General features: G+C 45.8%; 21 protein-coding genes and 1 riboswitch. Of the genes, 4 read left to right on the top strand and 17 right to left on the bottom strand.

The genetic code is table 11. From position 1 onward, the window contains the following. Window positions 1–294: 294 nt before the first annotated feature. From LEP1GSC061_RS03190 to LEP1GSC061_RS03245, 10 genes are all read right to left on the bottom strand, one after another. Window positions 295–498: a hypothetical protein gene (locus tag LEP1GSC061_RS03190; protein WP_016543492.1), complete on the bottom strand. Its 204-nt coding sequence runs from the start codon at window positions 496–498 to the stop codon at window positions 295–297. Between the two features lie 113 nt (window positions 499–611). Continuing rightward, a complete protein-coding gene (locus tag LEP1GSC061_RS03195; protein ID WP_016544012.1) occupies window positions 612–1,202 on the bottom strand; it encodes an LBF_2127 family putative lipoprotein in 591 nt (196 codons plus the stop codon). A 180-nt stretch (window positions 1,203–1,382) separates the two neighbouring features. After that, window positions 1,383–2,141, bottom strand: coding sequence for a hypothetical protein (locus LEP1GSC061_RS03200; RefSeq protein WP_016543637.1), 759 nt, complete (start codon window positions 2,139–2,141; stop codon window positions 1,383–1,385). Window position 2,142: 1 nt separating this feature from the next. After that, complete coding sequence (locus LEP1GSC061_RS03205; RefSeq protein WP_016543381.1) at window positions 2,143–2,778, bottom strand: hypothetical protein; 636 nt, start codon at window positions 2,776–2,778, stop codon at window positions 2,143–2,145. Window positions 2,779–2,964: 186 nt separating this feature from the next. Then, complete coding sequence (locus LEP1GSC061_RS03210) at window positions 2,965–3,348, bottom strand: TIGR04452 family lipoprotein (RefSeq protein ID WP_016543988.1); 384 nt, start codon at window positions 3,346–3,348, stop codon at window positions 2,965–2,967. Between the two features lie 60 nt (window positions 3,349–3,408). Next, window positions 3,409–3,801, bottom strand: coding sequence for a TIGR04452 family lipoprotein (locus LEP1GSC061_RS03215; RefSeq protein ID WP_016544107.1), 393 nt, complete (start codon window positions 3,799–3,801; stop codon window positions 3,409–3,411). A 683-nt stretch (window positions 3,802–4,484) separates the two neighbouring features. Beyond that, entirely contained in the window at window positions 4,485–5,066 is a 582-nt protein-coding gene (locus tag LEP1GSC061_RS03225; RefSeq protein ID WP_040507701.1) for a hypothetical protein, read from the bottom strand. A gap of 770 nt (window positions 5,067–5,836) precedes the next feature. Further along, window positions 5,837–6,256 carry a hypothetical protein gene (locus tag LEP1GSC061_RS21370; protein WP_156844475.1) on the bottom strand — a complete coding sequence of 140 codons (420 nt, stop codon included), beginning with the start codon at window positions 6,254–6,256 and terminating at the stop codon, window positions 5,837–5,839. A 373-nt stretch (window positions 6,257–6,629) separates the two neighbouring features. Further along, window positions 6,630–7,298: a hypothetical protein gene (locus LEP1GSC061_RS03240; RefSeq protein WP_016544109.1), complete on the bottom strand. Its 669-nt coding sequence runs from the start codon at window positions 7,296–7,298 to the stop codon at window positions 6,630–6,632. Continuing rightward, window positions 7,295–14,605, bottom strand: coding sequence for an RHS repeat-associated core domain-containing protein (locus tag LEP1GSC061_RS03245; protein WP_016543987.1), 7,311 nt, complete (start codon window positions 14,603–14,605; stop codon window positions 7,295–7,297). Before LEP1GSC061_RS03245 ends, LEP1GSC061_RS03240 begins: the two co-directional genes overlap by 4 nt. Before the next feature lie 289 nt (window positions 14,606–14,894). Here LEP1GSC061_RS03245 and LEP1GSC061_RS03250 point away from each other — a divergent pair, with 289 nt between their 5' ends. The 3 genes from LEP1GSC061_RS03250 to LEP1GSC061_RS03260 are packed head-to-tail and all read left to right on the top strand — an operon-like array spanning window position 14,895 to window position 17,697. Further along, on the top strand, window positions 14,895–15,764 hold the full coding sequence (locus tag LEP1GSC061_RS03250; protein ID WP_016543869.1) for an LA_3334 family protein: 870 nt from the start codon (window positions 14,895–14,897) through the stop codon (window positions 15,762–15,764). Then, window positions 15,761–17,110: a Kelch repeat-containing protein gene (locus LEP1GSC061_RS03255; protein WP_016543701.1), complete on the top strand. Its 1,350-nt coding sequence runs from the start codon at window positions 15,761–15,763 to the stop codon at window positions 17,108–17,110. The genes LEP1GSC061_RS03250 and LEP1GSC061_RS03255 overlap by 4 nt, the downstream gene beginning before the upstream one ends. Continuing rightward, window positions 17,107–17,697 carry a tetratricopeptide repeat protein gene (locus LEP1GSC061_RS03260; RefSeq protein ID WP_016544140.1) on the top strand — a complete coding sequence of 197 codons (591 nt, stop codon included), beginning with the start codon at window positions 17,107–17,109 and terminating at the stop codon, window positions 17,695–17,697. Before LEP1GSC061_RS03255 ends, LEP1GSC061_RS03260 begins: the two co-directional genes overlap by 4 nt. An 18-nt stretch (window positions 17,698–17,715) precedes the next feature. Here the strand turns inward: LEP1GSC061_RS03260 and LEP1GSC061_RS03265 are convergent, their stop codons facing one another. The 3 genes from LEP1GSC061_RS03265 to LEP1GSC061_RS03275 form a co-directional block, all read right to left on the bottom strand. Beyond that, window positions 17,716–18,354: an ankyrin repeat domain-containing protein gene (locus tag LEP1GSC061_RS03265; protein WP_040508024.1), complete on the bottom strand. Its 639-nt coding sequence runs from the start codon at window positions 18,352–18,354 to the stop codon at window positions 17,716–17,718. 147 nt (window positions 18,355–18,501) lie between these two features. Beyond that, a complete protein-coding gene (locus LEP1GSC061_RS03270) occupies window positions 18,502–19,659 on the bottom strand; it encodes a hypothetical protein (RefSeq protein WP_040508025.1) in 1,158 nt (385 codons plus the stop codon). A 4-nt stretch (window positions 19,660–19,663) separates the two neighbouring features. After that, window positions 19,664–21,793 carry a TonB-dependent receptor plug domain-containing protein gene (locus tag LEP1GSC061_RS03275; RefSeq protein ID WP_415751822.1) on the bottom strand — a complete coding sequence of 710 codons (2,130 nt, stop codon included), beginning with the start codon at window positions 21,791–21,793 and terminating at the stop codon, window positions 19,664–19,666. An 85-nt stretch (window positions 21,794–21,878) separates the two neighbouring features. After that, window positions 21,879–22,065: riboswitch (cobalamin riboswitch) on the bottom strand. A gap of 189 nt (window positions 22,066–22,254) precedes the next feature. Here LEP1GSC061_RS03275 and lsa26 point away from each other — a divergent pair. After that, a complete protein-coding gene (lsa26, locus tag LEP1GSC061_RS03285) occupies window positions 22,255–22,992 on the top strand; it encodes a surface adhesion protein Lsa26 (protein ID WP_016543926.1) in 738 nt (245 codons plus the stop codon). Between the two features lie 433 nt (window positions 22,993–23,425). On the opposite strand, the gene LEP1GSC061_RS03295 is transcribed toward lsa26, so the two are convergent. The 4 genes from LEP1GSC061_RS03295 to LEP1GSC061_RS03310 form a co-directional block, all read right to left on the bottom strand. Next, window positions 23,426–24,472: a CapA family protein gene (locus tag LEP1GSC061_RS03295; RefSeq protein ID WP_016543749.1), complete on the bottom strand. Its 1,047-nt coding sequence runs from the start codon at window positions 24,470–24,472 to the stop codon at window positions 23,426–23,428. 80 nt (window positions 24,473–24,552) lie between these two features. Further along, on the bottom strand, window positions 24,553–25,245 hold the full coding sequence (locus LEP1GSC061_RS03300) for a Pr6Pr family membrane protein (protein ID WP_040507716.1): 693 nt from the start codon (window positions 25,243–25,245) through the stop codon (window positions 24,553–24,555). Between the two features lie 42 nt (window positions 25,246–25,287). Further along, a complete protein-coding gene (locus LEP1GSC061_RS03305; protein ID WP_016543954.1) occupies window positions 25,288–25,791 on the bottom strand; it encodes a hypothetical protein in 504 nt (167 codons plus the stop codon). A 139-nt stretch (window positions 25,792–25,930) separates the two neighbouring features. Beyond that, window positions 25,931–26,491 carry a hypothetical protein gene (locus LEP1GSC061_RS03310; RefSeq protein ID WP_016543855.1) on the bottom strand — a complete coding sequence of 187 codons (561 nt, stop codon included), beginning with the start codon at window positions 26,489–26,491 and terminating at the stop codon, window positions 25,931–25,933. Window positions 26,492–26,526 lie beyond the last annotated feature (35 nt).

A 26,526-nucleotide genomic window follows, 5' to 3' on the forward strand; every position in this document is an offset into this window, starting at 1 on the left:
CTTTTGCACGAAAGCAATCGTAGCGATCCGTAGAGAGCGTAACGATTGCGTCGCGAGCCAGGGATGGCGAAGCGAGTGCAAAAGACGCCCCAGAGCCAAGTCGACCAGGAGGGGAGACGACGCAATTCTTACTCAGCCGCATCGTCCGGCGTCGGTATCCGTTATAGATTTTGCTTCATTTTATTCAGCAACCCTACGGGTTTTTCCGCTTTCTATTGGCGCGGAAAAATGTAACGGCGAGTCCCGGCCATATGCAGTCTCATAAATTCTTCCAATGCTCGAGCGAAAAGCCGCCTATCCGCTCTTCTCTCCTTCCTGCGGAACCGGTTCCTTACAATATTTCTCCTCATAATTGATACGAATTTCCTCTACTTCTTCCTTGTTCCAATATCGGGTAAAAGGAAGAACTAAGATCGGGATCAGAGCCACGGGCCCCGCCCAAAATGCGACTCCGAAGGATCCGCCCATAATGCCCGCAACCAAATGCCTTTGTCGCATTTGGACCTCCTTCATTCTCTTATGAGCGTAAAAGAATTGTGATACACATTCGTCCGTTTCCGATTTAGATTTTTCGGGAATCGAGATACAAAATGAAAAAAGAAGGAACGATGTTATTGCAGTTTTTTGGAAATATTCGCGGCGCATAATACCAGGGCTTTTGCATTCGTAGTTTCGATCATATTCTCGAAAGGGGTCGTATTATAAAATCCGTAGATTGTGACCGTTTCGGAACTTCGTTCCTCGATCTTGGATTGGGTTAGGACCTGATTATCCCTATATAAGGAATACCGGATCGTGATCGAATAATTTCCGGTCCGCATCTGCACCGGCCAGGTAAAAGTGAACGGATAGATCGCGGGCCAGGTCCACCACATATTGTATTTTTCCTCGTAGTTCGGAGAAATCTCCACATCCAAGACGAGCGAATTCGCGACCCTTTTTTCGGAAGGCAAATTTGCGATCACCTCCGAGAATACCCGATTATCCAGTAACGAAGAGCGAAACGCATGCTTCCAGGCGGAAGCATATCCGATTTCCGTATTGTCCAGAACTTCGAATTTTCCGATATAGACCGGTTCGTTGTAAGCGGTAGGATTCGGATTGGGAAATCCGCCGCGCGGAACTTGTTTCACATCGACCGCGCAATTCCAAAATACGGAAATTCCGAGAAGGATCGGAAGAAAACTTCTCTTTATTTTCATCTGATTCTTTTTCCCTTTTATAATATTGGAATATATCAGAATACGATACTTACAGAGACAGGGAAAAGGAAATTTTTAATCGAATCGTTTCGAACGATCGGTTTAAAAATAAAGAATAGAACCGAGCGGTCTTTGTCGAATTCAAGTCAAGGAGGAATTTCGTTTGTAGATACGAAAATCTTATCTGATCTCGCAATTTCCTTTCGTTAAAAATTCCTTGGTCTCGGAGAAACCTTTGGGATTTCTATATAAGAAAACTCCTTTGGCAACCGTTTTCGGCTGGATTAAAAATCCTTCCGATTCGCCGTTTCGAAAATCCAATGCGGTAGTAAAATTCAAATCTGAGAAATAACTTCCATCGTTTAGAAATGGAGGATGTGTTTCCGTCTCCTTTTGGAGATCTCGAATTGCGTCGCATTTCCCTTCGAGACAACCAAACATCGCATTGACAGTATAGACTGCCACTACACTGATCGCGATAAAATTATAAAAGTTCTTAGCCGTTCCTTTCCAATTGAAGCAACGGATCTCCTTAGGATAATCTTTCGGTTCGAGAGGAATTAAGGTCCGATTCTCCAGACTTAGATTCAATTTATGATAAGATAAAATCTTAGTTTCTTCCGAAGTATTTTCCACCACAGCTAACGCGACCAGATACTTAGGAGAAAGGTGCATCATTGCCGACTTGGAATTGTCCACTACTATGTTAGAAAGAAAAAGCTCCACCAAATTCGAATCGGACTTCATCAGATATATGCTTCCAGAAAGCCCCTCTTCCCGGACCTCATACGTATGAATCACATCCAACTCGTTTTCTCGGACCGAATCCGGATGGAAAGAGAGGGATTGACGGTCCCTATCCGGAAACAGGCATCCCTCGAACAAGAATAGGAAACAAAGAATCGGTAGATAGAAACTTCTTTTCTTAACTGGGAACATTTCATTCCTCCGGAGTTAGATTATGAAATACCTGCTTTTCAAAACCGATCGGACCCACTATAACGGGGATCAGAAATCCCGCAGGCGACAATGTAAAAAGAGAATAGAAAAATGTTGTGATCCAGATTATGGCCGTCCCCTTTTCGCTCGGTTCGCTTTTTGAATCGATCTGTAGTTGTAAAAAATTCGGATGAGTCTCATCCACATACAATGCGGGACAAAGAATGGAAGTCATCGCCCATTCATTTCCCTTACGATTGGTAATACATTTGGAATCGGTGTAACGCACATATTGTCCGGTGGGACGGGCGGCACCGTTTTCATTATAATATCCGAAATGCACTTCCATATGGCTAAAATCAGTCTTCACAAACGGGGTCGTTTCGGATCGGGAAACAGTAATCTTTCCGTAGTATTCTCCGGGAGGCAAATCCACAGTGTAGTTATCGCATTTTTCTTCACAAATATCGGAAAAATCATGTTTTCCGAATCCGTATTGGTCCGGTTTGAATTCATAAGCTTTTTTCAATTCTAAAGTTAGACGAAATGTAGAAAGATACGACTGGTCCAATCCCCAAATCCGGACCCGAAGAGCATCTCTCACTTTCTTTTCTTTTACCAATTCGGAAGAAATCACTTGTCGATATTCCCGATGACGACAATTGCTTAAAAGAAATAGAATGATTAAAAGACTCGCTTGAATGCGCATATTTCCCCCTTTTCGCCTATCCGCTCCTCTTTAAAGAAAGACAAAAATCTTCAAAAAAAAAGCCCGATCCTTATGGAAACGGGCCTTTTAAAGATGTCTTCGAGCGAAATCGAATTAGTAAATCGCTCCGTTGGCCTTGATACCGGAGCAATTGCTACTGATCAAAGTGGTCGTACTCGCATCGGAGATGAGTAGAATCGCGAAATTTCTTACGTCATCCGCGCATTTATCCACATCCGTTCTCTCGTAAAACTTTCCTTCGTCGATTTTCGAAAAGAGCTCGACCAACACCTGATCCAATACCGCCAAAGAACCGGCGGAGTCTGGTCCGTACACCAAACCGTAGGACCATGTGTCGCCGATCAAAGCCGCGTCCTTAATCTTCTTCTTGGCTTCTTTTCCCGTATAGCTGTCGGATAACCCCGCATTATCCAGTAGAAGGCAATTGCCGTAAGCAAGTGCGAACAGAAGCACCAGTAGATAAGTTTTCTTTTTCATTCGTTTTTTCCTTTTTCATGGGTTGAGATTCGTTTCTCTATATATTTGAGGAAAAACCCTTTATTTGATTATGAGCCCGTTCGGTTTCAATGCCTTACATCCAGGAGCGAATAGCAGTGCGGTCCCCGCGTCGGAGTCTCTACCGAGTGCAAATATGGTCTTCGACATATCGTATTCGCATTTGTGAACATCTTCTTTATTATAATATTTGGATTCGTCTATATCCGAAATAATCTCCACCACCACTTGATCCACCACCGTTCCGAGTAAAGCCATATCGGCGGAATAAGTCCGATTGTATTGGAAATAGTCTAGCGCAAACGCCTGTTCCTGGATCCTCCTCTTGGTTTCTTTTCCGGTATAACTATCCGAATAACCGGTCTCATCCAAAACGACGCAATCGGTGGCGGCAAGCGCGAGAAGCAAAAGCAAGAAGGTGTAAATTTTTTTCATTCTGATTTTCCTATATTTTATTTTCCATTTTTTGAATGCAATTCCGGTTCGCAAATCTGCGGCTCCATTCGTTTAGGCGTGGGCTCGAGAGAAAATAAAATCTGGTCTCCTACGGAATAAGACATATACTTAGTCGGATCGATTTGTGACTCGGGCAGATCTTTAGGATTTCGTAAATGGATTCGAAGAGAATGTTCAGCGGGAATATTTATCGTTTTGTATATTCCTCCACCACCTACAGGAGCGTGGTTTCTATTATAAGTAAAGACGTTGAATTGATGAACGCCGGAAGGCACAGGGAAATAATATTCGCAATTGGGGAGAATATTGAAACGGGGTTCGGAAACGATCGCACTCGGGAGAGAAGAAAAATTTCGATAAAACTTCTTCCAATGCGACTCCAAAGGACTCAAAGCCCGATGTTGCCGTAATAGAGAGGAATTGTTCAAGTATATTGCAAGAAAATAAGTCTTTCTATCTTGAACGGTAGTATATTCCCCCGGTGCCTCTAAAGCAGATGTAGCGCCAAGATCCGGAAGACGAAAACGAATAAAGGAATCGTTAGATTCAATATTTGCAGGAATATCCCGATAGGCTGCAGGACCGACGCATCGTGAAAATGAAATCAGCACCGCAATGATGAATGATCGAAATATGAAATTAATTAACCTCTCCATATCAGCTCAAAACTTGCATAGCTCCATTTTATTCGGAAGAGCGCTATCCTCGATGGAATACTTCAATCGTAATGATTTATGGCGGGCATTTTCTCTGGCCTCTACCCAAGAACTTGGATTGGAAAAAGGCCGACTCACATAGATCATCTTAATGCGCAGGGACTGATTAGGTTTTAATTCAAATTCTTTTATTTCGTGTACACGAAGCCCGACAGGAGGATATTCGCCTATTTTCATCTCATACCTTTTTTTCCCTCCCGAAGCCCTAAATTGCAATTCACAGCCTGATTTGAACTGCGCCTGCTCAGATAGGTCCAGCGAAGCCTGTGAAAGATTTCGATCCGGAGTAATTAAAATAAATCGATCCATCCACTCCCCGATTTCCTCCTCCCAAACCCAGAGCCAATAGGTTTCTATTTTCTTCCTCTCATCTCCATCCGCAAGTTCTCCGGGCAACTCGATTCTTATATAATTTTCCGAGGATTCTTTAATTGGATGAGGAACCTTTCTCCAATACACCGACTCCTGATAGCAATTCAACAGCGGACACATCAAAAAAATGTAAATTACAGTTACCCCGACCTTCATTTCTTACAAAGTTCCCCCGCAAGACTCTCCTGTCCTATCCATAAGAAATCTCATCTCTTCTCCTCGATAGGATCACATTTTTGGTCGACCTCTCCTGGAATATTCGGTTCGACTGTGGCTTGCAAATCGAATGGGCGATTCCAGAGTTTGATAAAGAATTCAGGCCAACCCTTACTCCGTTTCCAAGCTATTTCTTCGTCTTCCGTTCCAAACCTTAGAGGAATGATCGACAAACGTATCGAATGGTCCGGCGGGAGGAGGAACTTCCGGCGCAGATACCCCCGTCGGTTTCGACCAAAATCGTTCACCATAAAGGAAAATTCATTTTCTCCTGCGGGGAGAGGAATCCAGTATTCACAGTCAAAACGAAAGTTCTCTCTGCGATTGCCCGCAAAAAATTGCCAAAACAAACCCAAATGTTGTCCATCTTCTTTCTTCTCGAAATAACTTTGAGACGGATTGATCGGATAAGGATTGTTCCAAACCGGTGAATTTGCATCATACAATTCAATGACCGCTTGATAGCGATACCTGTTAAACTCTAAAAATCGATTTTCCTTCGCCTCCCTATCCTGGTCGTAGGCCTGTATTCTAAATTTGAGATATGTATTGTCTTGGCCTCGAATAGGAATGGCTCTTTCCGGGCCGGCTATCCCCGCGAGTGAAATACAACTCATGAAACTTAGCTGAAGCAGTAAAAATATAATCTTCAAAGACTTCCCCCGCAAGACTCACCGACTTTCTTTCCGCTTCTATCGATCATACAAACCTTAATCCTGCGAACGAATCGGTTCGCACGGTTGGATCTCATCATCCTTGCCGCTTGGCTCGATCGTTGCGATAATATGATATCCAATATTAGGCTTCCTATAACCTGGTCTGTAGCCGGATACCTCAGGAATCGCATCTATCTCCTCTTCCGTGAGTTTACGCAAATCCACGAACTCCAAACGAATCGTATGCCCTGCCGGTAGATCGATTTCTTTATCAAAAACCCCTTGCTTCCAGGTCTTCAAATCTATAAAAGTGAATCCATATTGTGTTTTTCCGGACACTGTAGGCATGCGGTATTCACAACCTTCTATAAAATCAAAACGTACATTCTTAATTCCCTCCGGAATCCGATCGAAATCTACGTAATAACTCCGCCAATAATCCATTTCCGGATGAAAGCTAGATGGAAAACCCATAAACATTTTCCAATCCCTGTAATTTGCATAGAGCGAATAATATGTATAGGAATTCCGATTTTGAGGACTCTCATTTTCGGAATATTTAAACTTTATATACGTATTCTCAAAGTTTTCCATTTCACGAGGAGAATAATATTCACTTCTAGCCACGCCACCCCTGCTTCCTGTATAACAATTAATTAAAATCGAAATAAATAGGATAGAGTATAGCGAAATTTTAGAATTAGAGAATATCACAAAGTACCGCCACAAATCCCGTTCGAAATCTTTCCGGCCGAATAGGCAGCAGAAATCGCACCAAACCTACCAAACTCGAACGACAACATTGTAATCAAAGCCGCTCCCCCCGCAATAATCGCCGGTTCCAGCTTCATTTCTCCCCCTCCAAGGGATCGCATTTACTATCCTCTTGCCCAGGAACATTCGGCTCGATAGTGGTCTGCAAATCGAATGGCCGGTCCCAAAGTTTGATAAAGAACTCAGGCCAACCCTTGCTTCGTTTCCAGGCAATTTCCTCATCCTCATTCGCTAAATACAAAGGAGTGATAGATAAGCGTATGGAATGATTGGGGGAAAGATCAAATTTCTGCCTAAGATACCCTCGTCGATTCCCGCCCGAATCAAATACCATAAAGGAAAATTCATTTTCTCCTGCAGGAAGAGGGATCCAATATTCGCAATCAAAACGAAAATTACTTCGGCGATCTCCAACAACAAATTGCCATAATGGATTCAAGTGTTGTCCGTCTTCTTTTTTCTTGAAATAATTATGGGACGGATTGATCGGATAGGGAGAACTCCATAATAATATGGCCGGTGGATCCGGATCATACCACTGTATTACTGCTTGGTAATTATCTTTGTAAAACCGAAAGAGTAGATTTCTTTCGGCCTCCTTGGATTTATCATAATTTTGCACTTTAAATTTTAGGTATGTATTCTCTTGGTTTCGGATGGGAATAGCCCGCTTAGGAGGGACTAACCCTGCCGTATGACATCCGGAAACAAAAAGGAAGACAAATAAAAGTCCCGTCTTCACAAACTCCCTCCGCACTTATTATGAACAGCAGTTCCGTAATCATAGATTAGCTTGAGAGGAATCGGCTTTTCGTACATCTTTGATAATATTAGCCCGCTTATTCCTAAACCAGCCGACTTCCAATCTCCTTTCAATGCACTATAAATGATAGATAGCACTGAATATCCATCCATAGCAGGATCCAACCATTCTAGCTTCGAGGCTGCTGCGGTATAAACTTCTCCACCCAAAACTCCCATCGTAACTCCAAAGTTCACACCGACTGCATAGCAAGCACCAATCCTAGCGTTCTTCTCATCCCAATGAATATTATTCAAACTTGATTTGGATAAACCTCCTGCTACATATGCCTGTAATGTAATCGGTGAAAAGATAGATCCGACAAATACCACTCCGACCGCTCCCACAATCAACGTCTGAGAAAGAACCAAATAAGCGGCAAGCATGACCGAAGCGACGGCTAATGCGAGAGCCATCACTACAAGGATTGATGCTACTGCAATAACCAAAAGCGCAGCGATCAGAGCTATCCCCAATACTCCCATGAGTATCATAACAGCGGCACCCATGGCAAGAAGGCCCGCTCCAGCTCCCATAAGCGTAGCTACAGCGAAACCTTCGACTGTAGCAGCAAGCGCTCCAACAAAGAGTACACCCGCAATTCCAAGAGCGGCTAATCCGCCAAATACAGCGGGACTCCCCAAATACCAAGCAATCGATCCGGCAACTACGCCAGCACCGATGAGGCTAACCCCCAGATAGTACGCGGCCGCTACGCCCAGGCCGATGAGTGCTGCACCTACTAGGCCTGCCCCGGCAGCGAGTCCTAGAGCCGCAGCACCTCCATACATGGCGGCTACGTTCGTGATCATCGCGGAAGCCGCTAGAAGCCCGATCATATTCATGACGGTCAAGGCGGCAAGTGCTGCCGATCCTACCGCCGCTGCGGCAGCGGCGCCGATGGCCAAGGAAGGAAAAAGAAGTGCGATCGGAAGAGCCGCATCGCTCCATCTTTGGCTACTGATATAGAAGGCTCTTTGCAGAAAAGCTCCCACTTCTATATGGAAGTTCAGCATTCCAAGACCGTTTTTCTGCAGCCAGGAACTCACGATACTATGCCCGCTCGGATCCGTATAACGCACCGGATTTCCTTCCGTATACATGTATTGGTCCATTCCCACGGGGTTACCCGGATCCATTACCGAATCCGGTTGTAAGAATCTACCTATCAGAGGATCGTAATAACGCGCCTTATAATAATAGAGTCCAGTTTCTTTGTCTTCTATTTGTCCCGTGAATTTATAACGGAACACATCCGGACCGGAGGAATCGTTTCTTTGTATTTCTCCATAAGGTTTGTATGATATATGAGAAGCTCCTCCCTGGTCGCCTCCTGCCGCACGATTTCCGTTCCCGTCCGTAGCCATGGTGATGGATCCCAAATGGTCCGGATGTAAGAATAAGAATCCGTTGGTAGGAATTCCCGCACCCGAACCCGGTCCTCCCGGTTGGTACGGATTTTCTACGGAAGGAGTGTCCGGACTGTACTGGGGAGGAAGGATCCAAGGAGGAGTTCCGTTTCCGCCGGGAACCAATACGGAACAATGAGAGAAGGAGATGAGAAGAATCGGGGCCGTAAATTTCAGGCTGGCCCTCCAGACCCCTTCCCTATAGGATAAGAGACCGAATCCCAAACCTAAAAATAAGGTAATATACAAAAACGCGATATTGGTTCCCGGAACCAGGAATAGATATTTGATCCCCCGGATGGAAGTATCCTTGGCGTTCCAAAGAAAGGTGTTCCAAGCCAAATTCGGACTCCATCCGGAGTCGTTTTGTAGATCCGCATATGTGACAAGAACCGCGTCGCTGCGGGTCCATTGGCCCACGATATCTCCGTAATTTCCTCGGAAGTACAATGTATGCTGGGGAGATTTTCCCGGAGCCAATACCACTTCGTACATATCTCCGAGTGAGATCGTTTTGGTTCCGTTGCTCGTATTCGTTTTTAAGATTCTAGTCCCCGTAAAATCGGTTTCGAATCGGATGCTTTCTTGGTTTTCGGTGTCGATTCGTTTGATCTTTTGGAAAGGATCATAATAGAAACTATCTCCGTTCCGATTCGTAATATTCCCGGAAGAATCGTACGTATAATTCGTGGAAACGTTCTCTCCTACCACTTTCGTGACCGCACTCTTATGAGCCGGATCCGAATAGGAATACGTGAGATTTCCTTTTTGCAAGAGTCTTCCGGAATCGGAGTATAGGTATTCTTCGGTTCCATAGACGCCGCTAGCGGAGGTCAATCTCCGCAGGGAATCGTAAATAAACGTTTGAGTGCGAGCCGGATTCTTTTTGTCTTCTATTTTGGTATGGTTTCCGTAATCGTCGTAGGTATAAGAAATATTCTGGTAATTTTCCAGGTCCTTACCGGTCTTATAGCTGATAGGTCTCTTTTTGACGGGATCGTAGAGAACGTCCATGATCACACCGTTTCCGGTGATTCTTTGCAGTTTTAGATTTCCGTCCTCAATACTCGGGCCTCTGTATTCCACGAGAGGAAAATCGGAGCCGCTTCCGTCTCCTGGAGTCAGAGTGATCGCCGCAAGATTACCCGCATCCGAGTATACATTCTTAACGATACTTCCCTCCGGATAGGTCACTTCCTGGACTTGGTTTTGGAGATTGTATTTCTTGCGTATGAAGAATGTAAGATCTTCTTGGATTAGATTTTTCTTAACTAGGGTCTGGTTTCCTCGAATATCGTATTCGAATTCCGTGCTGCCCAATTGGTCCGTAGCCTTAGTCAATTTCCCTATGCCGTTCGGAGTCTCCGGACGATCGTATTCGTAGGTATGCTGGACTTGTTCCCCGTCGCTTCCCTTTGCGATCGTACGAGTCACCCTTCCGAGCAGATCGTATTCGTAAGAGATTTTGGAGCCGTTGGAGGAGGTTTCTTCCCTCACTTTTCCGCTCACAGGATCGTAAATACGTTCTATAGTTCCGGAATTCGGGCTCGTCACCTTGGTTTGTCTACCCGAAAAATCGGTTTCTAAAATCGTAATCCCGTTTTCCGGGTCCGTGATTTGGGAGACCTTTCCGTTCGGAGAATACGCATAACGGGTCGTCTTTCCCTGCACCGTCCTAGAGACTATCTGCCCCAAGGAATTCTTGAGCTCGGAAGTTTCTTCTATTACGTTTCCGTTGACCGATGTACGGATTTTGGTTTCTAAACCGTCCAGAATCGTTTCGGAGGCGGTTCCGTCATTCTTCTCCGATTTGATAAGATGCCCCTCTCCGTTATAGGTAAATTCCGTCCAAGAAAACGGATTCGAGCCCTCCAGATAAGAATCGATTTTTTTCAAGGTCTGGCCCGCGATATTCTTATGAGTCTCCTCGACTAACACATATCCGTTTGCGAGACTGCTTCTCTTTTTAGAAATACCGGTAACCATATTACTCGATTCTTCCTGCCAGGTCTCACCATTACTGATACGAAATACTTTTCGGACAAGCTCATTCTCTAAATCTCCGACGTTCTCGTACTCTATTTTTTCCGACCAATCCGACTCCCCGGGCAAATAGCTCCTAACGGGTCTCCCCCAATCGTCGTATTCCATCCTGGATACCGCTCCGTTCGGATCCGTGCTGGAAACCTCTTGACCCGTTCTAAAATCGTAATTCTTAAGCACCGTATGCCCGTAAGAATTTACGGTTCGTATCGGATATTTAAAAACAACAGTATCATAATATAAGGAACTGATATTTCCGTTGGAATCCTGCACCCGAGTAGGGTTTCCGTATCCGTCGTATTCCTGGATAAATTGGCTTCTCCACTGCCCCGAGCTTACCAATTCCTGGACCTCGGATACTCTATAATCCGCGTATTGGATCCTTTTATGAGAGATCAGATCTCCCGATTTGTATACCTGCAAGTCGGAAGGAAGTCCCAGGATCCCCGCGTTCCAATCGTTCAGATAAGAGGTCTTTTCGCTCATTATCGTGCCGTTGACCGAGGTATCTTTTGTCAAAGTATTCCCGTAAGAATCGAAGGTCTGGGTGACTAAAACCTGAGCCGCCAGATTTCCCTGTAGATAACGATCCTCTCGAACTTCTCCCGGTTTCACGAGTATCCCGCCGAAAAGGGAAACCGTCTTATTGAAATCTGCGGTGGATTCCAAAATCTTGATTCCATTCTTATAATGAATCTGTCTCGTGGGAGAACCGCTCATCTCCAGGAATTTAGGATCGTAATAGGACTCCAAAGAATAATTCGTGATCGGATCTCGAACGACCATCTTTTGGAAACCGATATAAGAGGAATTCCTGAGTCCGTTCAGATAAAAACGAGCGTAAGAATATTCGAATTCCTTTGCGGACAATCGAGTCTCCCCTACGCTCTGGGAAAATCCCTTTACCAAAAAGTCCGGAAATGCAAAAGGAACGATTTCGGGACTGGCACTAGAATATAAATCCGAACGGATCGCGCCGGGATGGTCTTTGGCGAGTTTATAATCGATTACGAGTTTTGCATCTTCTCCTTTTGCCTGGCTCCCGTTTCGGATCTCCCGAACGAGACCGCTCGGAAGTTCCTCATCGAATCGGATGAAATGGATCGCCAAATTGGATTCGAAAGGAAAGGAACGGTAAGCGACAGTTCCCACAAAGGGAGCGCTACTCTGTTTCCAATATTGAGTGGGAGCCATATCTCCCTGGAACCCCAGAATTTCCGGTTTTCCGTCTCCGTTCGTATCCAGGGACAATAGATATCCTCCAGTATTCCAGATCTTGTCCCCACTTGCAGAATATGTAATATTACCGTCGGAATCCGCCTCGGCGTAAGATACGATGAGTTTGGAATTTGCGGCGTCGTATCTGAGAAAATCCGCTTTTCCGTCCCCGTTTAGGTCCACGAAGTCCTTGCGATTCCTCCAATTAAAATACATTCCCTCCGCAAAAGAACTCGTATCCGCCGGATTCGCGATATAGTCCTCTATAGCAATCGGCACCTCGAATCCCGAGCCGGTCGAAATCGTGATCTGGAATTTCCGAGTCACAACTGTTTGGGGGAGATTGTCCGGATCGTCGTTATCCGGCTCTTCGATAGACGTTAAGTCCGCGCGGATTGTATCCGGATTTCCATCCCCGTTCAAATCCACGGAGGTATCGGTATTCCAATACAAACTGAATGCGGAATTGTATTTGGATTGGTTCGGATCGTAGATTTCAATCTGGAAGAAAGTATTGTTGGGATTTCCCGTATTATAAGAGATCCGATCCTTGATTCCATCTCCGGAAAGATCCTCCTCCACGTATTTCTTTTGGCCGGAAGGCCCGAAATTAGAACCTCCCTTACTCGCATATGCGCCTTCCACATCGATGGTCTTTACGGGACTCAAACCGTTGGTTACGAATTTTCTTCCGTCGAAAGGATAATAGGAAATCTTACCCCTGCTTCCGGATTCCGTAAAGAATGCGAAGTCCGCAAATCCGTCCCCGTTTAAGTCCGCCAAAAATTGGTCTCCCGCATTTCCGAACGTATTTCGGGAGAGACTCGTTTCTTCAATGGCTTGTAACTGCCCGTTCTTATAATCGAAGAATGTGACTAGTATTTTTTTATCGGAGCCGCTGCTGTCCATTCTCAGAAAATCGGGAACTCCGTTCTTATCCAAGTCTCCGAATTGCTGCATTTCGGTTCCGTAATTTCCCAAGGACAAGGATTGGATCTTTTGGAATGCGCTCCCTGTGGAAAGATAGACTTGGATCTTGAGATCCGAATCCGCTTGCAGAAAATCGGATTTTCCGTCCCCGTTCACATCCAGAACGAAGATCCGTCCCCTGGCATCCGTCGCCCCGAGTCCCGTTACGACTATATTTGAAAATTCCTTGGATTGGAAATCCGGCCCATAATAGATTTTTAATATAGATCCGTTCCCTCTCAGAACCAGGAAATCCGATTTTCCGTCTCCGTTAAAATCTCCCCCTAGAATCTGGCCTTGGGTATCCATTCCGAGAGGCTCTCCTTTCCGATTGTCCTCGACCGAAATCGGTCCGCTGGAAGCGGCATTCCAAGAAGATAATTTGGAAATGGAGAATTTCTGGTCTTCTTTACTTCCAAGCACTCTTACGAGTTCGGGAACCCCGTCCCCGTCCATATCCGCCGGAGCGGTAAAAGACATTTCCATTCCGTTCGTACAGATGTCTTCGTAGGCTTGTATCCCGGTTTGGCAAAGAATCTGAGCCGAAAAATGAGAATTTACCATACAAGCATAATCCGCAGTGCAAGCGCAGATCGCTACGACGCTATCGCAGGTAGCTTTCAGGCTAGGATCTCCTGCAAAATAGGAGTTTTTATAACTCTTGCCCGAGGATTGGAAGATCTTAGCCGTATTGTTTTTGCGGGTATAATCGAAGGAAATGGACTTGTATTTATCCCTTTCGAAACCGACTAGAAAAATCTCTCCGTCGATTCTATCGTAATCGAAAGAATAGGACTCGGTTCTACTCTCCGTGCCATTCTCATCTTTGGCATAGACTTCGATTTTGTTTAAAAGCTTCTTTCTTTGGACTCTCTTACCGAGAGAATAGAGATATTCCGTCCAAGGTCCGGACAAATCCTCGTAGAAGAATTGGATCCTTGCATTTCCTCTCGCATAACGGATCTCCTTAGGAAGCGCTTCTGCGGATTCCGCAGTTTCCGGAAGATAGTCCACATCGTATCCGTTTCCATAGCGATCTCGGACCCGATCCAAATAATATACTACATTTTGACCGTTGGAAGAAACGAGAGAATTGGATCCCTGGGAAGCGTTTCTGCCGTATTCGTAAAGAATTCCGGAGCGGTCTCTAACGCTCCAAACTTCCTGAGCGAGCTGGATTTTAGAAAAAGACTCTATCTTAGAACGATAGCTCCCGTCGGATCCGGCAGGAATCAATTCTCCCAATTGGCTGGAGGCGTATCCGTCGGAAGGAGTGAAATGCACTCCCAAACTTGCATTTTTCGTAATTTTTGCCAGGCCCGATAAGGTCCAGCCCTTGCCTAAGATGCCGGTTCCGAAGCCGGAAACATATTGGATCGAAATCTGGGGAACCATATCTCCAGCCCCGGGAGGCGTCTGAACGGATAAAGAGAATCTGGGTTTTCCCGTAAAGTCCACGTTCATTTCCGGAAAAGGAAGCGGAATGGACGTTCCAATACCGAATGCATTGGCCAAAAAGGCAAATACAGGACGTAAGGGGTTCCATGCCATGAAAAAGCCGGAGCATAGCACCACCAATAAAATAGAATATTTGATTTTTCGCAACATTCGCTTGTCCAACCTTCCCGAATTCTTCGTGAAACAAAATTTTGCCTCAGGAATGTTCCGAAATGAGAGCGCGCATCGGTTAGATGCATTTATTTATATGGTCCAACTAACGTAAAATAGCACAGTTTTGTCAAATGCTATATATTCTAAATTGGGATATTTTTTGTCATTCTGAAATTATTTACTTTTCTTTTACACAGGATTCCCGAATTCCTTCCTTATAATATCTTCTTAATCCTAAAATCATAATGTGCTTATTTACGGAATAATTGTTCCGAGTTTGAAACCCATGCTAAAAAGAAATTTTCTAATCTTCTGTTTCTTATTTTCCTCAGGAGGGATTCTTTCCGGAGCGGAGATTCTATTCAAAAACGGGGACGCCTTCCTCGTGGAGGAATTCCAGGAAACCGGAAACTACATTACGATTTCCTGGAAAGACAAAAAATATCGGATTCCTCGCTCCGACTTGCAAAGAATCGATCCACGCAAGAAAGGACCGGCGACTTCTTATAGATATTTAGAATTCCAACTCTCGGATGGAACGGTTCTAAGAGGAATTCTAGTGGATAGAAAGGAATCCAAACTGATTCTAAAAACGGAGCTTGGATTTGCGGAACTGGATACAAGCAAGATCGTATCCCAAACGGGAGATACAAAGGATTCTCCTCCCGAATTACCGGAAGAATATCTAACCAACGAGACCTTCGTAGCAGAATGGAGATTGGGAATCCTGGGCCAGGCAAGCGGGGCCTGGGGCCCCTGGAGGAGTTCCTTCCCGGTTTCCTACGGAGCCGGTTTTTTTCTGGAAAGGTCCTCTTCTCATCCGGGAAGATTCTACGGATTCCTTTCGGAAATCTCCGAATCCCCCGGAAAATCGGGAAAACTCTCTGTTTGGACCCAGCAATTCTATTTAGGAAAATCTTATGGAATCTCGGCTCCGTATTGGATCTTGGGCTTAGGAGGCAGCTCTCTCCATCGAACCCAAGGAGAAGATAGAACTGCCGCATGGACTCCGGATACCAGTCTGGAATTCGGTTGGGCCTGGCAAACCGCGAGCCAACACCAAATCCGTATCGGAATCCGAAATATCTGTCACTGGAGCGGAGATTCTACTCTTTGCCAAACCGGCCTAAAATTCTCCTGGGGGATAGCCTTATGAGAAAAATGGTACTGTCCTTTTGCTTAAGTATCCTCTGTTCCTGTGAACCTTCTTCCCTGGACGGGATCCTGGGCCAAGAATCTTCCCGAGTACAATACGGATTTATCTCCCAGCTCGGTCCGGTCTCCGCCACCGTTTCCTGGAAATGCTCCAGAGAATCCCAAGGTAATTTATATACGGATTCAGGAATGATTCCTAGTTTACAAAATTCTAAAACTCATTTCGTGAAGATCGATTCTCTTTCTCCGAACACGGAATACAATGCGATCTATACTTGCGGTTCCGAAAAAATCCAGGAAGGTCAAAGTATTTCCTTCCGAACTTGGATCTCGGACGAGCCGCAAAAGACGAGAGGGATTTGGATTCTGGGCGGAATCGGATCCACTGCGGCTCCTGTAGCGGAGGTGGATTTATTCGATCCTGTCACAGGAGTCTGGTATCCTTCCGTCACAAGTGTTCCTACTCCCAGAATCTATTCCTCTATTCTCAGTCATAAAGGTAAAATCTATGTGATAGGAGGACTGGAGGAAAGCGGAGGCGGATATGTTTCCTCTTCCAAGGTGGAGGTGTTCGAGCCTTATTCTATGACCTGGAGCACGTTAACCTCTTTGCCTTCCGGATCCCAGGGAGCCGTTGCGGCTTCCGTAGGAGACGAGATCTATATCGTCTCCGGATCCAATTCCGTGGACATGACGAACGGTCCCGTATTCAATACGGTTTTGAAATTCTATCCGGAAATCGGAATCGGAGGACAATGGATTTCCTATTCTTCTTCCTCCACTATTTTTAACAGAGTGGATATGTCGGGGTGCGCGATAGACGGAACCTTATTTTATACGGGAGGTAGGACCTATAATTCGGGAGCCGCCAACTCGGGTACGGATGCGTTCGTTCCTCCCGCAAATACAACCACCTCTTTTAGCGAACCGAGTCTATCCGAATCCAAACACGGAGCCGCCTCTCTTTGTATCAAACCCAAATCCACCGATCCTTTTCCGGGAGACGGAGTATGGTTCGGAGTGGTAGGAGGTTCCACAGGTTCGGGTAACGTATTCCAACCTCCTAGCGCACTTACTCCTACGAACAAAACCGAGTTCTATCAATTAGGCTCTTCCGTATTCTCGGCGGGTCCGACGTTACCTTCATCCTTATATTATCCTGCGGTACAGATCTCCTACGAGACTCGGAAAATTTTCGTGTTCGGAGGGGCGAGCTCCATCAATGTTCCGCAAGACTCCGTCTATTCCTTGGATTCCGGCAGTCCCATTCTTTCCGCCTGGTCCGCGATACCGGAGACTATGCCCAGAAGAAGGTACGCTCATAAGGCTCTCAGGATAGACAGATGAGAAGAAGGTTCCGATTCTTCTTGCAGATCCTATTCTTATCTTTGCTATTCTTCTCTTTTTCGGATCTATTTTCCCAACAAACACCGGAAGAATTTTGGATCCAAGAAGGTGAAATTCTTCTAGAGAACAAAAAATATTCCGAGGCCAAGGATCTAGCGGAATCCGTTCTTTCTCAAAATCCGATCGAATCCAGAGCGGAATTCCTTTTAACCAGAGCCTGGATGGGACTAGGAAAAGAAGAAATCCAAAAAGGGAATCGTAAGGCAGCCAAGGAATATCTGGAGAAGGCTTATAAAAACTGGCCTTTAAACGAGGGATTACGCAAGGAACTTTCGGATTTGCAATCTCCGGTTAACGTTACCGAAAGAAAGAATGTACCCGTAAGGGTTTACTCACCGCCTGCTTCCCCTGAATTCAAAGAAAGCCTAGATTCTCTGCGGGAAGAGATTCGGCAATGGAGAACCGAGATATCGGATTGGAGAAAGGATTCGGAGACTTCGGACTTCCAAAGGTCGATTTTTTACGCACTCTTAGCCCAATTGGTCCTGCAAATTCTCGGATTCTATTGGATCCGAAAACATTCATAAAATAAAATATACGAACCGTCAGGCCTGAAAAGCCACGCCTCTTTCTGCGGCGATATCCCTGGCGGTCTTTCCGTCGTCCGTCTTGAGATCCGGGTTGGCACCTTTCTTCAAAAGTAAGGATACTATATTTTGGTTTCCTTGTCGCGAGGCCGCGATATGCAAAGCGGAGAATCCGCCTTCTTGCGTAAAATTCGGATCCGCGCCTTTTTCCAATAGGAGTGCTACCGCTTCCTCTTTCCAAGCGGCAACCGCGGAATGCAAAGCGGTATTGCCGATGGAAAGTTTACTTTTGGATTTAGCGTGAATATCCGCGCCCTTTTCCAGCAAATATTCGATGAGAGGAAGGCGTCCGTAATGAGCTGCCAGGTGCAAAGGGGTCCATCCGTCCGGACTATAGGAGCGAACGAGAGAAGGATCCTTTTCCACAAGTTCCCGGACCCGCTCCTCTTTTCCCAAAGCGGTGGCCTCGAAAAGATTCAAAGGAATCCCAGTCCCCAAATAGGACTGAACGATGTCCTCTTTTCCGTAATAGATCGCGAAAAGCAAGGGAGTGATCCCTTCTGCATTAGGCTTGGAAGCCAATTCCGGATTTTCCCGAAGAGAATAAATGACCTTAGCTTTCTGGCCGGCGGCAATCATCTGAAAGATATCGGAAATCAAAAGCTGCCTCCGGAAAACTTAGAGTGGAATCATCCATAATTTTTGCGCCTTGTCAATTCGGTTTCGTTTCCCGGCAGGAATTCTAAGATTACGATTCATTCTAAGCGAGAAAAACCGAGTGCCTCGGTTTTTTTCGGGCGGAAATCATTTCAGTTGGATCAGATCGAAGGGCTGCAGGTCCACGGAAATCGGAATCGGCGTCAAAAGCAGATTGCCGTTATTCGTATCGAACATGCTCACCCCCGGTTGGGTAAACTGAGTATTGGATACGTACAAAATTCCGTCGTCCGCGATCAGGATACTGGAGAGACTCGCGTCGTAAGAACTAGGAATCGAGATCAAAGTGGCGGATCTTGCCCCGGTGCTCGGATTAAATACTTGTAATGTTTTATTGAAACCCGCGTCCAGAACGCTCGCGAAGCCCAATTGGTCGTTTACGACCTGGACACCCATGATATCCCCTCCGGCGGTCGCCTCGGAAAATAGATATCCGGGTCGGAAACTGCGGGTGGATAAACGAAAGGCGGTCACTCCTCCGTCTATCGCGCTGATAAATCCTAGACGGTTGGGATTTGCGAATACCAAATGGGATTCTCCGAACAGATCCAGTAGCTGCGGTTTTCCCACTGGATTCGGAACCGGAAATGTATAAGTTCCGATAACGGTATCCGTTATGGTGTCGATCTCCAAGAGCAAGGATCCCCAAGGCCCGGGAGGAAAATATCCGACTGGATCGTTGCGATCCAATCTCTGTAGACAGAGAAATAGGCTAGTTCCTACGATCTGCATTCCGGACATCTCCGGAAGATGATCCGGCATGCCGGAATTCTCCGAATAAACCCCTAAGTCCAACGCTCCCAAGGAAGCCCCGGAACTGGGATCGATGATTCTCAGGAAATCGGAACCGTAAAGGGATACGTAAGCTTTGTTCGGGCCTAGGATCGCTATATCTGCGGGATTGGTCGCGGTTCCCATGGACCATTCCGCTACCGTTTGGAAGGCAAAATTAGGATCCAATACCTGCACGCTGTCCCGATTCAATCGGTTGAGTATATAGACCATCCCGTTTCCGAAACGAGCCACCGCATCCGAATGAATCGGAGTGAGTCCCGGATAGGAAAGAAGCAATTGAGGATTGACTACCTTGAATCTCCCTCCTCCCGCAAAATCGGTGGTCACCACTCCTATATTACCGGGAAGATTCGGAGTCAGAAAAAGAGTATAAAGAGGAGGTCTTTCTATATCTCCGCAACTTACCGAAGAGACAAAAAGTAAAATCAGGATTTTGTAGGAACTCCGAATCATATCAAAACCTTCCGCTCAGAGTCAAAAACCAATTTCTTCCGGGAAGAGGATAGCCCACGATGTCTTCCACCCTCTTATCTCCCATATTCCTTAAATCCAGACTGAGAAGCAATTCCCGAGGGGACTTCTCCTCCTTGGAGTCTTTTTCAGTCTCTTCCGTAGAAGTATATAACACCATAGTCAGATAGGCGTTCCAAATCTGTCTGGCGGGTTGGTAATTCACATATTCGTTGGTTCTGTCCTTGAAAACGGCACCGACATAAACGCCTTCGAATCCTAACTCCCATCTTTTTGTACGATAAGCCAAGGTGGAGGAAATCTCGTGTCTAGGGCGCAAGGGCAAATATTTTCCGTTTAAATAAGGAGCGGGAGAAGTGTTGATCGCTTCCTGGTAGGTGTATTCCACTAGAAATTTCCAACCCTTGTATTCGGTTTTATGGGAGAATTCGGCTCCGTCTATACGGGCGGAGTCCACATTCTCCGGCCTAAGAGTAAACTGAGAGTTGGGTAAGAATAGAATCATATCCCGGATTCTTTTTCTAAAATAGGAAACTGTGGTATTCGTGCTCCAATTCCCTTTCTTATATTTTCCGGTAAACCCCAGATCCCCGTTATCGCTCTTTTCCGGCTTCAAGGAATCGTTGGCGATGATCGTGCCCACTTCTCCGAAAAGTTCCAGAAAACTAGGAATCCGATTTTGCTTGGAAATATTCGCCTTGAAGTCCAGGCCGTATTCTTCTTTTTCCAATATCTTCCATAATAACCCCGCCTTGGGATTCGAGAAGCGGGTGGTCTTGGTAGAGGATGCGAGAGGATCCTCTCTTCTATACCAAGGTTCGTCCGTTTGGAATCTGTCCTTATAGGTATCCCAGGAGACTCCGGGAGTGAGGACCAATTTTCCTTCGAAGAAACGGATCTCGTCTTCGATCTGAACCGTGGTGTAGGTTCTGGATTTTCCCGGTTCGTATTTCATGTCCACATTCTGAACCGTGCTACGTGTGCGATCGAAAGTCTCCTTTTCCAATCCGAAATGAAAACGAAGTATTTGATGATAATCTAATAGATAAAACGTGGGAGTGAATTGGATCCCGGATTGCCTTGTGATCGCCGAGGAATTCGGGGTTCCTTTGGAAAATTCGGACTTTGGATCGAAAAGATCGTCGTTCGCGAAAGTGGTGAAGGCCCTAGTTTCGATTCTTAAAAGTCCGTCGAATAAACCCTTGGTATCCGTTCCGATGGAGGAAGTATTCTTGAGATAACGGCGATGGACCTGTAGAGTCTGGTTACTCGCAGGCCCTGGAATTCCGTGAAAACGATAATTCAAATCGTTCCAGAATTTGATCTTGGTGTTTCCTATCTCTCCGTTCAGACCGATCATCCCCGCAGTTCTTTCATACTGTGCGTTCCTTCTCTTATCCACCGTATCGTCCCAAGGATTGACTAACGTAGTTCCGTGGTTATTCAGATAGGAAAAGTTTTGGTCGGACTTCTCTCCCAGGAAGAATAGGCTAGTCCCTATCCCGCCGTAGTTGCCCGTATGAGTCAGAGTTCCTTTTCCGGTATTGAAACTACCTGCACCTATATTGATTCTAGTCTTAGGAGGTCCTCCGCCGGATCGAGTCACCAGATTCACGCTACCGCCGATGGCGGAACCGGAGAATCCGACGGGCGCCCCACTACGATACACTTCTATACTCTGAAGATTATCGAAAGGAAGATCGGCCAAATTGACCTCGCCTCCTTGGGTATTATTAAAGGGAACGCCGTCTATATAGATCCTACTCTGATTCGGATTCGTTCCTCTTAAGGATAGAGTAGAATAGGAACCCAGTCCTCCGTATCTACGTATCCGTATCCCGGCCTCCCTTTCCAATACGTCAGGAAGATTCGTATAACGTGCATTGTATTGGTCCAAATCGATTGACGTCTGGAATCCCGACGGATTCTTTCTGAAATTATCCGGTTGTTTACCTCCCGAGGTCTTGGCTACGACCTTGACGGGAGAGGATTCGGAAGCGGGATTGTCCTCTGAAAAAACGGAGTCGGAGAATAGGACGGCGCAAAGTAAGAATAGTCGAACCGATAGAGGCAACCGATTTTCTTTTGATTCCTTATTCTTTCCGTACAACACCGATACTCCGTAGCGGGAAGAAAAGGATACGAGCCAGGAAAACTTGGAGAAAAGATTTCCCACCGGACTTTTATTCCCGAAAGCCAATGACGAAAGGCGATCGGGAGGTCTTCTGGCTCGCGCCGGATTCGGAATCCTTCCCGTCATAAGACAGTGGATATTTTTCCGTCCATATTGGCGCTTACAGCTGCGGGTACAGCTCCGGATTTACACCGGATTCCCTGGTTCCGATTTGCCTGTAGAGCCAGCTTCCCAATCCGAAGTCATGGGGCAATCTGAAAAACGCGGAAATCGACCCGAGAATAGGCGATGATTCTCGTCCGGAGATGGATCCATAATTTCGAATCGAAGCAGAAATATTTTCTTGAACTGGATGGAAACTAGGCAAGGATTCTCGAATCCGCTCGAAGAATGAATCCTAAGGATCGAGCCGGAATTAGAATCGGGAGTCCCAAATTCGAATGAAACGCAATCTAATTTATCGCATTCTCTTTTTAGGAGTCTGCTTCCATATCACCACCTCACTTTCCGCCGCAGGAACCTATTCGGAAGGATGGACCGTGGCCAAGCTCACGCAATTCGAAAGTAGAGGTCTGATCTTCGATTCCTACGAAGGTCTATTGGAAGTAACGACATTCAATCCGCAAGAAGCATGCGCCGAAGAAAAAGACGAATGCTTTATCCCAACCAAACAAAAAGTGGAGTTCAGCGTGCGTCCGGAAAATGCGGACGTGGTCAATTTCCTAAGCAAGAACCTAAACCAAGAGATTTTGGTCCAGTATAGAGTTCATAGATTAGAACCTATCGCTCTTTCCACCGACTACGAAGTGATCGGAGCCCAAATCCAGGAAAAGGCGCTTCCGAAAGATGGACCGGATAAATTCATAGGAAAGAAAACCGGATCCAAGAGAAATTTCTCGGTCACAGGACGCATTCTAAGTTTGGAATATAGAGGAACTCTAATCGGAACCTGGGAAGGCTTGTATTTGGACGAGACCAGAGGAAAGGTTCATCCATTTTCCATAACCGACGAGGAAGTAGCCGCTTTCGCGACGAGTACTCTCAAATACGGAGCCAAGTATTTCCTCGGAGTCTCCGTGGCATTCGCTACCGGATGGAGAGAATCCCATTACGATTTATTCGAAGTGAATTATAAGGCGCCTGCGGGAGCTTTGGAAGCGACCACTCCTAAGAAGTAAACACAGAAACGGAGTTCTACTTCATTTTAGTAAATGAAAGTATTTCTCCGTTACCTTTCTGAAAGGCTTTAGGGATTTCTTTTCTGAACCAAGAAATTTTATCCCGAGTCTTCTCTCCCACAACTTGAAAGCTTTTAGATTTACGTAACTCTTCGTACAGAGTACTTTTACCGGACCCATTCGGCCCGGCGAACATTCTGAATCGATGCGAGGACTTATTTGCGATCGCCGACTACCGTTTGCGATTATTCTTGTCCACTAGAATGACTTTACCTTTCTCTAAGATTGCTATAGGTAAATCTTTTTGGAATGCTTTTCGCTTCGCCGCTTTCGCAGCGCGGTCCAATAGATCAGTCGGTAATTCGTCTTTTACTGCTTTCTTAGAAGCTATACCAAAATATCCCGTCGATTTTTGAATTTGTCAACATTCTTATCAAGGAAGAATCGTACCGTCGGATTGGATCTTCGGTCCCTTGCCAGGGAAATCCGATTTGGTCAAAGTCTGCATGAGTTCCGTGGTTTTTAAGTCCGGATCCGGCGCAGGAATTCCGTTTTGGCTTAGTTGCAAAGGATGGATTTTTCCTTTCACAAAGTTCCCATTCTTATCCAAGTCCGCTTCGAGAACTAAAGAATAGCCGCCATAACCTTTTGTGGAAAACACTCTATATCCCAAAAAGTTCCCGAGAGAATATGCGATCAATTTTCCCTTATACAACTCCATAGCTCTAGGCAAATGAGGGCCGTGTCCTATGAATAGATCCGCACCAGCGTCTATGAGAGCGTGGGAAAGAGCGACCAGATTTCCGCGGTATTCTCCGTAGAATCTTTCCTGCTCGTTTTTCACATGAAGCGCCGGACCGCCCTCCGCTCCTCCGTGTACGGATATGAAAACGAGTTGGGCTTTTTTCTTGGCTTCCTTGACGAGAGCCACGCCTTCTTCGATTTCGTTCACATGATTATGAGCGGCTTGCATATGGCTGAATCCTATCCATGCGACGGAAACGCCTTTTGCGTTCATATAAGTGATGATTCCCTTTTTGCCCGTATGTCTCACGCCGGCGTCCGAAAGATTCTTGGCAGTATCGTCGAAACCCTGTTGGTGAAAATCCAAACTATGATTGTTCGCGATGGAAACGATATCGAATCCCACATCCTTTAAGATTTTTGCATACGATGGAGGAGTCCTGAATGCGAAGATAAGAGGACGATTGATATTCTTGGCACAATGAGGATAATCGGTAAGAGTACTCTCGAAATTCGCGAATAATATATCCGCACCTTTCAGACTGGGTTCCACTTCGGAGAATAGAGTCTTTCTGGGATCGGCCGGAAGTTTGTTTTCCGGATAATTGGTTCCCATCACCAAGTCCCCGACCGCCTTTATTTTTATGGTCTCGTTCTCTACGGAACGAATAGGAGAACATTCGGAAACGAAAAGAAAAATCCCGAAAAGGGAAATCAAAGCGGAGATTCTATACATAGTGGGAAGGATTTTAGATCGCTCCTTCCCCGGAAAGCGGTTTTTAAAAACCGAAAAGATCCGTTGTCGACGAATCCCGACTATTCCCGCAAAAGTCCGATCCCTTTCGAACTCTTGGATCCGATCCATCTATCCAATAGGGCCAAAACTCCCGCGATCGCAAGAAATAGAATGAAAATGCCGATTATATTTACGGAAACACCTCCGTAACCTATTCGAGTCACATCCAAAATATTATAGGGGTACCATAGAATGATGGCGCCTCTGACCAAAGTGAATACCGCATACAAAATCGGAATACAAGCCGCTAGTAAAATTCTAGGCAAGGTAACGAAGCCCGCGGGACCGAAGACCATCCATCCCAGAATTCCTAAGATAGGATTGAGAGTGTGCTCTATAAAACTAGTCGCCTCCGCGAAGGCCTCTCTTTCCCTTCCCGGTAGAATGAAATTAAAAACGATTCCCGTAATCAGAATATTTATCACACCCACCAAACGCCAGATCGGTAAGGACCGGGAATCCTTTGCCGATCCCAAAGCTAAAAACAGATTCGTCACGCCTAAGATTAGGTTGGATTGGGTCGTAAAGAATGCGAACTGATTGAAAAAAGAATCGAACCCGGGTCCGAAAGTCCGAGTAAACCCCGCGTTGGGAGGCAATAGGGACTCGTGGTGATAAGACCACCAAAGTTCCATTGCGACACCTATGAAGCAGGCGAATGCCGTTAGAGCGAAGAAGCACCTCGCCACAGTTTGAGCCGATTTGTTCCACATAATAGGTCCGAAATCTTTTCCGGATCCGAAACGGAGTCAATCCTATTTGGCACTAATCACGGGAAGAATGCCCCCGAACGTTCCTGCGGAAATTCCGGATTGAACGGAGGTACCCTGATTCACTGTGAAGATCAGAACGCAATTCCCGTTGGAATGAGTAGTAATGTCTAAAGTCTGGCTGCTATAGGAAGGAGGAGCAAAGGAAACCGTTGGAGACGCGGAAGTTTCGGAAGGACAAGAAGAATAATCTATATCGAAGAATAAATTGACCTCGTTCGTCGCCCAACTTGCAGGTGCAGGCGAAGCAAGACTAGCGGTGTAATTTCCGGGTACATCCGGAATCAGATTCAAAGGAGAAGGACTGAATACCAGTAAAGCTCCCCCGGACACAACTTGCAACAGAGAAGCCAAGGCGGCCGGATCCTGTTTCTTATCTTCTCCCAGACCCAAGAAGGAACGCCCCGCTTCGGTCCCTCCTAGATACAGTCCGCAGGCATTGGTAAAGAATAGGACGAGAAAGGCGAATGCAAAAAGACATCTCTTCATAAGACCCTCCTCCTCGGAACGCAACCGGATGGTCCGTAACGACCTGCTTAGTTCGGAAGCGAATTCCCGAAAGAAATTTATAGACTAAAAGAGAAGTAAAGGCAAGTAATAAATCCTGTCGCTTCCCGTTACTCTTCTATTAAGAGGAACAAGTCGCGGGAAAATTCGCTCTAATCGTTCCCAATAATAATCCTTCGCTTAGCAAGGGAGGGCTCGGATTATGCACCCGATGGATAATATCACAATAACCGGCGGAATCGCAGGAAGCACCAGCCGTATTTCCATCCACGTTGACATTTATGGAAGGATAGGGCGGGGAGAAGAGTTGGGAAGAATCGGATGTCCCGTTCACTCCGTTAATCTGGCTTACTACTACATTATTGCAATTGACCTGTATAAAAACGTTGAACTGAAAATTCTGATCCGTCCAGGAAGATGGAACCTGGCCCAAACCGATCGTATAAGAAGCGGGCCCCCAAGTAGGAGTGGTAAAATTCGTGGAAGAGAATACGACGGAAAAGGATTCCCCTATCGGGAAGGAAATGCCCAATAGCGCGTGCAATAGATCGGCTTTAGGATCCGTTTTCTTTTCCGTTAAGTAGCCGTTTTCCTCATCGAAGAGTAGATAGCTGAGTCCGCAGGAAGGCAGACAGAATAAGATCGTCAAAATGATTAAAATTTGCGAGATAAGATATTTCATTCACTTTCCGATTTTAAAAAGATCTAACCGCTCAT

The organism is Leptospira wolffii serovar Khorat str. Khorat-H2 (genome assembly GCF_000306115.2).
Lineage (GTDB): Bacteria > Spirochaetota > Leptospiria > Leptospirales > Leptospiraceae > Leptospira_B > Leptospira_B wolffii.

Excerpts from the sequence above, each read along its gene's own strand:
- lsa26 (WP_016543926.1), top strand. The coding sequence starts at position 22,255 with ATGAAACGCAATCTAATTTATCGCATTCTCTTTTTAGGAGTCTGCTTC.
- LEP1GSC061_RS03195 (WP_016544012.1), bottom strand. The coding sequence starts at position 1,202 with ATGAAAATAAAGAGAAGTTTTCTTCCGATCCTTCTCGGAATTTCCGTA.
- LEP1GSC061_RS03260 (WP_016544140.1), top strand. The coding sequence starts at position 17,107 with ATGAGAAGAAGGTTCCGATTCTTCTTGCAGATCCTATTCTTATCTTTG.
- LEP1GSC061_RS03300 (WP_040507716.1), bottom strand. The coding sequence starts at position 25,245 with ATGTGGAACAAATCGGCTCAAACTGTGGCGAGGTGCTTCTTCGCTCTA.
- LEP1GSC061_RS03215 (WP_016544107.1), bottom strand. The coding sequence starts at position 3,801 with ATGAAAAAAATTTACACCTTCTTGCTTTTGCTTCTCGCGCTTGCCGCC.
- LEP1GSC061_RS03255 (WP_016543701.1), top strand. The coding sequence starts at position 15,761 with ATGAGAAAAATGGTACTGTCCTTTTGCTTAAGTATCCTCTGTTCCTGT.
- LEP1GSC061_RS03295 (WP_016543749.1), bottom strand. The coding sequence starts at position 24,472 with ATGTATAGAATCTCCGCTTTGATTTCCCTTTTCGGGATTTTTCTTTTC.
- LEP1GSC061_RS03250 (WP_016543869.1), top strand. The coding sequence starts at position 14,895 with ATGCTAAAAAGAAATTTTCTAATCTTCTGTTTCTTATTTTCCTCAGGA.
- LEP1GSC061_RS03190 (WP_016543492.1), bottom strand. The coding sequence starts at position 498 with ATGCGACAAAGGCATTTGGTTGCGGGCATTATGGGCGGATCCTTCGGA.
- LEP1GSC061_RS03245 (WP_016543987.1), bottom strand. The coding sequence starts at position 14,605 with ATGTTGCGAAAAATCAAATATTCTATTTTATTGGTGGTGCTATGCTCC.
- LEP1GSC061_RS21370 (WP_156844475.1), bottom strand. The coding sequence starts at position 6,256 with ATGGGTTTTCCATCTAGCTTTCATCCGGAAATGGATTATTGGCGGAGT.
- LEP1GSC061_RS03305 (WP_016543954.1), bottom strand. The coding sequence starts at position 25,791 with ATGAAGAGATGTCTTTTTGCATTCGCCTTTCTCGTCCTATTCTTTACC.
- LEP1GSC061_RS03200 (WP_016543637.1), bottom strand. The coding sequence starts at position 2,141 with ATGTTCCCAGTTAAGAAAAGAAGTTTCTATCTACCGATTCTTTGTTTC.
- LEP1GSC061_RS03210 (WP_016543988.1), bottom strand. The coding sequence starts at position 3,348 with ATGAAAAAGAAAACTTATCTACTGGTGCTTCTGTTCGCACTTGCTTAC.
- LEP1GSC061_RS03225 (WP_040507701.1), bottom strand. The coding sequence starts at position 5,066 with ATGAAGGTCGGGGTAACTGTAATTTACATTTTTTTGATGTGTCCGCTG.
- LEP1GSC061_RS03310 (WP_016543855.1), bottom strand. The coding sequence starts at position 26,491 with ATGAAATATCTTATCTCGCAAATTTTAATCATTTTGACGATCTTATTC.